This window comes from Arthrobacter sp. Dra40 (genome assembly GCF_059091905.1).
On sequence record NZ_JBNHHB010000268.1, the window covers coordinates 1 to 5,915 of the forward strand.

The following is a 5,915-nucleotide window of genomic DNA, read 5'->3' on the forward strand; positions in this document are numbered from 1 at the left end:
GCCGGCCGGTGCTCCAGTATGATCCGGAGGGGATCCATCGATTCCTCGAGGACCCAGGCCATGAGCCCCGCACCCCACGGCTTGCCCGGAGCGGCGGCCAGGGCCAGCTCGTGCTCCAGCCAGTCAGCGTCCACTCCACCGCCGAGGCCCACCATGCCCAGTCCGCCGGCGGCGGAAACGGCGGCAGCCAAACGCCCGCCGGCGGCTCCCGCCATGGACGCGTTGAGCAGTGGCTCGGCCAAGCCCAGGCGTTCGGAAAGATCAGGAGTGGCGGATGAGGTGCCCATAGGCCCGAGCCTACCGGGGCGCTGCGCAGGGCGCTGCAAAAGCGGCGGAGACGGCGAAAGCCCCTCACCGCGGTGAGGGGCTTTCGGTCTGGGTGCACCCCCCGGGACTCGAACCCGGAACCCATTGATTAAGAGTCAATTGCTCTGCCAGTTGAGCTAGAGGTGCATCTGTTGGTGAAGGTTTTGCGCCGGTCTCCCGGAAGCTTTTTCCCTCGCAACGACATGTAACTCTAGCAGGACATTTCGGCGAAAGTGAAATCGAGGACGCCTTTGTCGCCTACTTCACAGAGATGGCCAGCATCTGGTCCTCACCGGTGCCGTTCGTCAGTACCCAGAGGCCACCGTTCGGGGCGGCGACTACGTCCCGCAGCCGGCCAAATTCTTCCTCGAAGAAGGCTTCGGGCTTTCCGGCCTCGGTGCCGTGCAAATCCACGCGCCACAGCCGCTGGCCGCGCAGCGCAGCGATCCATGCTGTTCCGTGCACCAATGCCATGCCGCTGGGGGAGGCCTCCGCCGTGGACGGCCAGACCACCTTGGCGTCGATGAACCGCGGGTCGCCGGGCGCTCCGGTAACGTCCGGCCAGCCGTAATTGCCGCCGGCCTCGATCAAATTCAGCTCGTCGTCCCGGTCCGGGCCGAACTCGGTGGCCCACAGCCTGCCATCCGCGTCCCACGCCAGCCCCTGGACGTTGCGGTGGCCGTAGCTGTAGACCGGGCTGTTCTTGAACGGATTGCCCGGCGCTGGGTCGCCGTCGGGAGTGATTCGCAGGATCTTGCCGCCCAGTGAGGACAGGTTCTGGGAGCGGGAGGAATCGGAGGCGTCGCCGGTGGCGATATACAAGTAGCCGTCCGGGCCGAACTTGAGCCTGCCTCCGTTGTGGTTCCCGGCTTTGGGGATGCCGGTAATGATATTCCGGCCGTCGCTGAGCTGCCCGTTGTTCCAGCGGTAACTGACCACACGGTTGTCCTCAGGAGAGGTGAGGTAGACGTAGAGGCGGGCATCGGCGTCGAAATCCGGGCTGGGCTCCAACCCGAGCAGTCCAGCCTCACCGGTGGTTTCCAGCGGGGACTCCACCGGCACTGCAGCAACCGTCTCGCCGTCGACGACGTGCTTGATCAAGCCGGTGTCGTTCTCGGAAATAAGAGCGCTGCCGTCGGGCAGGACTGCGATGGACCACGGCTCGGCCAAGCCGGAGGCCGCTGTGGCCACCCCGGGGTTCGAGGAGGTGACGCCCTCGTCGGGGCGGCCGTCGCCGCCCGCGGCGCATCCGGCGACGACGGTGGCTAGCGCCGCGGCCAGCACCAGGCCGGCATGGCGGAGCCGCAGAAAGTGCCGATCCGCTGCGTCAGCCATCCGTTACCCTCTTTTCCGGTCCGGCCCGTCTCCATGGTCCGCGTCGAGGGACTGACCGGTGGCGGCTTCGCCGGCAGGGCCGGGCCATTCGGTCTCATCGTAAAGCGGCTGGGCCGTGCCGTCCGGCTGCCCGGCTGCAGAGTCCTCGGCGGCGGCCGGCGGGGGTTCTTCGGTCCCGGCGCCGCTTGCCGTTGCGGTGGCGCTGGTGCCAGGGGACGCCGGCAGCGTCTCCTCCACCAGCACGTCCTCGTTGGCCCCGGTCGGGAATGCCGTCCCGTGGCGGTTCGCCGGCCGGGCCTCTGACGGAGTCCCGGTTTCGGTGCGTGGCCGGAGGTGTTCGTCCTGCTCCGCGCCGGCGCGGAGGTCGGCATCGGCCACTCCGGTGGACGGGGCGGCGCCGTCGTACGAGGACCGCGATGGGTTTTCGGCCTGGGGCAGATGGCCGACCTCAGGATTCTGGCTGGCGGCATCGGAGGGCCCGTGCATCAGGCTGGTGGGCGCGTGGGCCAAGGGGTCGGGGCCGGAGGGGCTGGACTTTCGGGAGAACAACCGGAACAGCACGGCGGCCATGACGATGACGACGACGATCCCTATTCCCCAGATCCAGTCCATGGCCTTCACCTTCCGGTTGATGGTTATGGTGCAACTGGTCCCGACGTTACGTGCGGGGGAGGGCGGTGTCCATAGACCGGAGGGCACCGGCGGGCGGGACGGGACCGACAGGCCTACGCCCGGAAGATCAGCTCCGCCATGAAGCTGTGGAAGTCCGGCTGGTCTTCGGACTGGTCGATGGTGCAGTCCCCGGCGGGCAGCTCACTGTGGGCCCGGACACCGAACCGGAAGGTCTTGCCCGTGCTGGTGCCCACCTCGTAGTCCCCGCCCCCCAGCTGGACGGCGTGGGACATGTTCGTCATGTTTATGGCCACCGGCGTGCCGCCGGCAGTCAGATCCGAGCCGTTGAACGGAGCGATGACCAGTTCCTGCGGACGCCAGCGGTAACCGATGACGTAGTAGTCAATGGGCCCGCCCGGCGCTGTGCCGCCGCTGTCCCGCCGGCTGCTGCCGCAGACCAGGTTATAGTCGCCGTAGTTGGGGATCTGGGAGTCAAAGATCGCGCTGAGCGCGTCCTTGAGTTCGTCGCTGCTGGGCATGCTGGCCTTCGGATGTCCGTGGATGGGCTGGGCAGCCGGCCCGCGGCCGCGCAAGGGTGATCCCTTACGGCAGTACGGCGGACCGGACTCACAAAAAAGCGCCTGGCCCTTTTGTGGTGCCCGGCGCTTGCTTGTGATGGGGTAGTCAGACGGCGTCGACCGCTTTCACCGGCATGGCCGAATGGTCGGTCTCCCAGATGTGGCTGCGGGGCACCGGACCGTGGTCGCGGCGGACTACGACGGCGAGGCGCGCCAGGACGGCGGCCATCCCCACGAGGATCAAGGCTACTGAGACTGTCATGCCCCCATTGTCGACGGCAGGGACCGTCAAGTTCAAGCTAAGGTTTCTTAGCCCTCTATGTAGGATCGCTTCATGGACATCAGGCGGCTCCAAATACTGCGCGAACTGGGCGACCGGGGGTCTGTCGTCGCGACTGCGGCTGCGATGAAGGTCACAGCGTCGGCGGTCTCCCAGCAGCTGAAGGTGCTGCAGGAGGAAGTGGGCGTGGTGCTGGTGGAGAGAGCCGGCAGGGGAGTGCGGCTGACCGAAGCCGGGCTGGCCATGGCCGCGGCTGCCTCGGACGTATCGGCCGCTATGGAACGGGCCCAGGCCACCGTGGACGGCTACCGCAGCGGCTGGCAGAACCAAATCCGCGCCGCGTTTTTTCCCAGTGCCGCCGAAATGTTCCTGCCGGGCTTGATGTATCGCCTGCAGGAAATCGAGGGGTTGCACTTTGAACCCTGCCTGGAAGACCCCTCCGTGGACGGGTTTCTGCCGCTGGCAGCCGATTACGATCTGGTGCTGGCCCACAGCCAGCAGGGCGCCGAGGCCTTCGCGCGACGCGGCATTGCGGTGCTGCCGTTGCTGGACGAACCGCTTGATGTGGCGATGCCGGCGGGCCATCCGCTGGCCGGGCTGGACACCCTGCGGCCCGAGGATGTCGTGGACCATCCATGGATCGGCGTGCCCCAGGGCTTTCCGTTCGAGCAGGTGTTGCGTCAAATCGAAGCACGCACCGGCAGGCTGGCCAAACGGACCACGCGCTATGCGGACCTGCGCGTGATGGAGGCGATGGTTGCCGCCGGGCACGGGCTGGCCGTGGTGCCGCGGTTCACCTCGCGGAAGGCGCAGACTGCCCGCGGATTCGTGATGCGGCCGCTGGAGGGAATCCGCGCCAGCCGGACCATAGTGGTGCTGGCGCGCAGCGATGTGGCTGAGCGCAGCAGCGTGCACCGGGTGATCGGGATGTTGCAGCAGGAAGCTGCGGCAATCGCCAGCCAGCAAGGTTGAGGCCTTGGGCGCACGGCGGCAGCAGGGAAGCGGCCGACATCACATTGAGGGGCGTTCCTGCCGAAAGGTAAGGCGCCGCCGTCGTAATATGCCTTCGGCAGTGCGGTGCGGGTCATAGAATCAAAAACATGAGCGCGGACGTAACTCCTGATATCAAGCCCCGTAGCCGGGTCGTCACCGATGGCATCCACGCCGCTCCGGCGCGCGGGATGTTCCGAGCAGTGGGGATGGGGGACGACGATTTCGCCAAGCCGCAGATCGGCGTCGCCAGTTCCTGGAACGAAATCACCCCCTGCAACCTCTCCCTGAACAGGCTGGCCCAGGGCGCCAAGGAAGGCGTGCACGCCGGCGGTGGTTTCCCGATGCAGTTCGGAACCATCTCCGTCTCGGACGGCATTTCCATGGGGCACGAGGGCATGCACTTCTCGCTGGTTTCCCGCGAAGTCATCGCCGACTCGGTCGAAACCGTCATGCAGGCGGAGCGGATCGACGGCTCGGTGCTGCTGGCCGGCTGCGACAAGTCCCTGCCGGGCATGCTGATGGCCGCGGCCCGGCTGGACCTGGCCGCCGTCTTCCTCTACGCCGGTTCCATCATGCCCGGCTTCGTGAAGCTCGAGGACGGGTCGGAGAAGCAGGTCACCTTAATCGACGCCTTTGAGGCAGTTGGTGCCTGTGCCGCGGGCAAGATGAGCCGCGGCGACCTGGACCGGATCGAACGCGCCATCTGCCCGGGTGAAGGCGCCTGCGGCGGCATGTACACAGCGAACACGATGGCGTGCATCGGCGAGGCCATGGGCATGTCGCTGCCCGGCTCCGCCGCGCCGCCCTCGGCGGACCGCCGTCGTGATGTCTTCGCGCACAAGTCCGGCGAGGCAGTGGTGAACCTGCTGCGGCTGGGCATCACGGCCCGCGACATCATGACCAAGAAGGCGTTCGAGAATGCCATCGCCGTCACCATGGCCTTCGGCGGATCCACCAACGCCGTGCTGCACCTGCTGGCGATCGCCCGCGAGGCGCAGGTGGGCCTCACGCTCGAGGACTTCAACCGGATCGGGGACAAGATCCCGCATCTTGGCGACCTGAAGCCGTTCGGCCGCTACGTCATGACCGACGTGGACCAGATCGGCGGCGTGCCCGTCATCATGCGCGCCCTGCTCGACGCCGGCCTGCTGCACGGCGACTGCCTGACCGTCACCGGCAAGACAGTGGCCGAGAACCTGGCGGAGATCAACCCGCCGGACGTCGACGGCAAGATCCTGCGCGCGCTGGACAACCCGATCCACAAGACCGGCGGCATCACCATCCTGCACGGTTCGATGGCGCCTGAGGGAGCCGTCGTCAAGAGCGCCGGCTTCGACGCCGATGTCTTCGAGGGCACCGCCCGGGTGTTCGAACGGGAGCAGGGCGCCCTGGACGCCCTGAACAACGGCCAGATCAAGGCGGGTGACGTGGTGGTGATCCGCTACGAAGGCCCCAAGGGCGGCCCGGGCATGCGCGAGATGCTCGCCATCACCGGAGCGATCAAGGGCGCCGGGCTGGGCAAGGACGTGCTGCTGCTCACCGATGGCCGGTTCTCCGGCGGCACCACCGGATTGTGCATCGGGCACGTGGCGCCCGAAGCGGTCGACGGCGGTCCGATTGCCTTTGTGCGCGACGGCGACCGGATCCGCGTGGATATCGCGGCCCGCAGCTTTGACCTGCTGGTCGACGAAGCCGAGCTGGAAACCCGCAGGGTGGGCTGGGAGCCGCTGGCGCCCAAGTTCACCACCGGCGTCCTGGCAAAGTACGCCAAGCTGGTGAACTCCGCCTCCACCGGCGCTTACTGCGGCTAG

The 5,915-nt window shown here is 67.4% G+C and carries 7 protein-coding genes and 1 tRNA gene; 2 read left to right on the forward strand and 6 right to left on the reverse strand.

Annotation, left to right across the window (positions count from 1 at the left end):
• From AC5RWT_RS33450 to AC5RWT_RS33475, 6 genes are all read right to left on the reverse strand, one after another.
• On the reverse strand, positions 1–287 hold a 287-nt coding region (locus tag AC5RWT_RS33450), incomplete at its 3' end, for a nitronate monooxygenase (RefSeq protein WP_494083973.1).
• Between the two features lie 93 nt (positions 288–380).
• Positions 381–453: transfer RNA gene (locus tag AC5RWT_RS33455), tRNA-Lys, on the reverse strand.
• A 111-nt stretch (positions 454–564) separates the two neighbouring features.
• Entirely contained in the window at positions 565–1,641 is a 1,077-nt protein-coding gene (locus tag AC5RWT_RS33460) for a PQQ-dependent sugar dehydrogenase (RefSeq protein WP_494083974.1), read from the reverse strand.
• 3 nt (positions 1,642–1,644) lie between these two features.
• Entirely contained in the window at positions 1,645–2,253 is a 609-nt protein-coding gene (locus AC5RWT_RS33465; protein ID WP_494083975.1) for a hypothetical protein, read from the reverse strand.
• Positions 2,254–2,366: 113 nt separating this feature from the next.
• Positions 2,367–2,792, reverse strand: coding sequence for a hypothetical protein (locus AC5RWT_RS33470; RefSeq protein WP_494083976.1), 426 nt, complete (start codon positions 2,790–2,792; stop codon positions 2,367–2,369).
• Between the two features lie 145 nt (positions 2,793–2,937).
• Complete coding sequence (locus AC5RWT_RS33475; RefSeq protein WP_494083977.1) at positions 2,938–3,093, reverse strand: hypothetical protein; 156 nt, start codon at positions 3,091–3,093, stop codon at positions 2,938–2,940.
• Positions 3,094–3,165: 72 nt separating this feature from the next.
• Between AC5RWT_RS33475 and AC5RWT_RS33480 the strand changes: the two genes are divergently transcribed.
• Together AC5RWT_RS33480 and ilvD are read left to right on the forward strand one after the other, a co-directional pair.
• Complete coding sequence (locus tag AC5RWT_RS33480) at positions 3,166–4,083, forward strand: LysR family transcriptional regulator (protein ID WP_494083978.1); 918 nt, start codon at positions 3,166–3,168, stop codon at positions 4,081–4,083.
• A gap of 128 nt (positions 4,084–4,211) precedes the next feature.
• Entirely contained in the window at positions 4,212–5,915 is a 1,704-nt protein-coding gene (gene ilvD, locus AC5RWT_RS33485) for a dihydroxy-acid dehydratase (RefSeq protein WP_494083979.1), read from the forward strand.

Bases quoted from the DNA above. Each gene is read 5' to 3' on its own strand.
- AC5RWT_RS33460 (WP_494083974.1), bottom strand. From the start codon at position 1,641: ATGGCTGACGCAGCGGATCGGCACTTTCTGCGGCTCCGCCATGCCGGC.
- AC5RWT_RS33465 (WP_494083975.1), bottom strand. From the start codon at position 2,253: ATGGACTGGATCTGGGGAATAGGGATCGTCGTCGTCATCGTCATGGCC.
- AC5RWT_RS33470 (WP_494083976.1), bottom strand. From the start codon at position 2,792: ATGCCCAGCAGCGACGAACTCAAGGACGCGCTCAGCGCGATCTTTGAC.
- AC5RWT_RS33475 (WP_494083977.1), bottom strand. From the start codon at position 3,093: ATGACAGTCTCAGTAGCCTTGATCCTCGTGGGGATGGCCGCCGTCCTG.
- AC5RWT_RS33480 (WP_494083978.1), top strand. From the start codon at position 3,166: ATGGACATCAGGCGGCTCCAAATACTGCGCGAACTGGGCGACCGGGGG.
- ilvD (WP_494083979.1), top strand. From the start codon at position 4,212: ATGAGCGCGGACGTAACTCCTGATATCAAGCCCCGTAGCCGGGTCGTC.